The sequence below is a fragment of the Nitrospirota bacterium genome, assembly GCA_040755395.1.
Taxonomy (GTDB): Bacteria; Nitrospirota; Nitrospiria; order Nitrospirales; family Nitrospiraceae; genus DATLZU01.
The window spans coordinates 1-1,222 of record JBFMAX010000064.1; the positions used below are offsets into that span (position 1 = coordinate 1).

1 protein-coding gene is annotated in these 1,222 nt (G+C 63.7%); it reads left to right on the forward strand.

Translation table 11 applies throughout. The features are described 5' to 3' along the window. Positions 1 to 41: 41 nt before the first annotated feature. Entirely contained in the window at positions 42 to 1,220 is a 1,179-nt protein-coding gene (locus AB1555_20170; protein ID MEW6248995.1) for an IS256 family transposase, read from the forward strand. Positions 1,221 to 1,222: the final 2 nt, after the last annotated feature.

The window sequence follows — 1,222 nt, forward strand, 5'->3', positions numbered from 1 at the left end:
GGTAGTGTCGCTTATCTTGTGGGTTAAGCACGGAGGGGCGGATGGACCGGGAACAGATGAGGAAGTTGACCAAGGAAGAGATCAGCCGGCGTATCCGGGATGGGGTGAAGGCTGTGATGGAGGCGGTGCTTGAGGAGGAGATGAGCGAGCATTTGGGCGCCGGTTACCGCGAGCGCACGCCAAGGCGGCGGGGGGAGCGAAACGGGTACTACACCCGGGACCTGATCACGCCGGTGGGCAAGATCACCCAGCTCAAGGTTCCCCGGGACCGCGAGGGGGCCTTCCTCACCGAGGTCTTTGAGCGCTACAAGCGGATGACGGGGGAGGTGGAAGAGGCCGTGCTGGAGATGTATCTGCAAGGGGTCTCCACCCGGAAGATCGCCGCTATCACCGAGGGGCTTTCGCGGGTGCGGATCAGCAAGGACGCGGTTTCCCGGATCGCCCAGCGTTTGGAGGAGGAACTTTTCGCCTGGAGGCGGCGGCCTCTGGAGGGGGCTTACCCCTACCTGTACCTGGACGCCAGTTACTTCAAGGTGAACTGGGGCGGGCGGGTGGTGGACCTGGCCGTTTTGGTGGCGCTGGGGGTGAACGAGGAGGGATACCGGGAGGTGCTGGCGGTGGAGCCGGCAGGTGGGGAGAGGAAAGAGGCGTGGCGCAACCTGCTGAAGGGCCTTTTGGAGCGGGGGCTTCAGGGGGTGAGGCTGGTCATTTCGGATGACCACCTTTCCATCCGCCAGGCGGTGATGGCGGAGCTTCCCGGGGCGCGTTGGCAGCGGTGCGTGGTGCACTTTGCGCGCAATGTGTTGGCTCATGTGCCGCAGCAGGAGCGGGAGGTGGTGGCCGAGGAGCTTCAGGAGGTATTTGCGGCAAAGCGGCGGACTACCGCCGAATCCCTGGCCCGGGGGTTTGTGGAGCGCTACGGGGACCGGTTCAAGCGGGCGGTGGAGGTGTTTGCCCAGGGTTTGGAGGAGGCCTTGACCTACCTGGACTTTCCCAGCGGTCACCAGAGGCACATCAAGAGCACGAATGTGCTGGAGCGACTTTTTCGGGAGGTGAAGCGGCGGACCAGGGTGGTGGGCGTGTTTCCCAACGAAGAGAGCCTGGCCAACCTGGCCACGGTGGTGATGCTCAGGGTCACAGAAGACTGGGCGTTCAGGCGTTACATGGACATGGCCCCGCTCTGGGGCGCGGAACAAAAACCCACAAAAATCGCGACTTGACT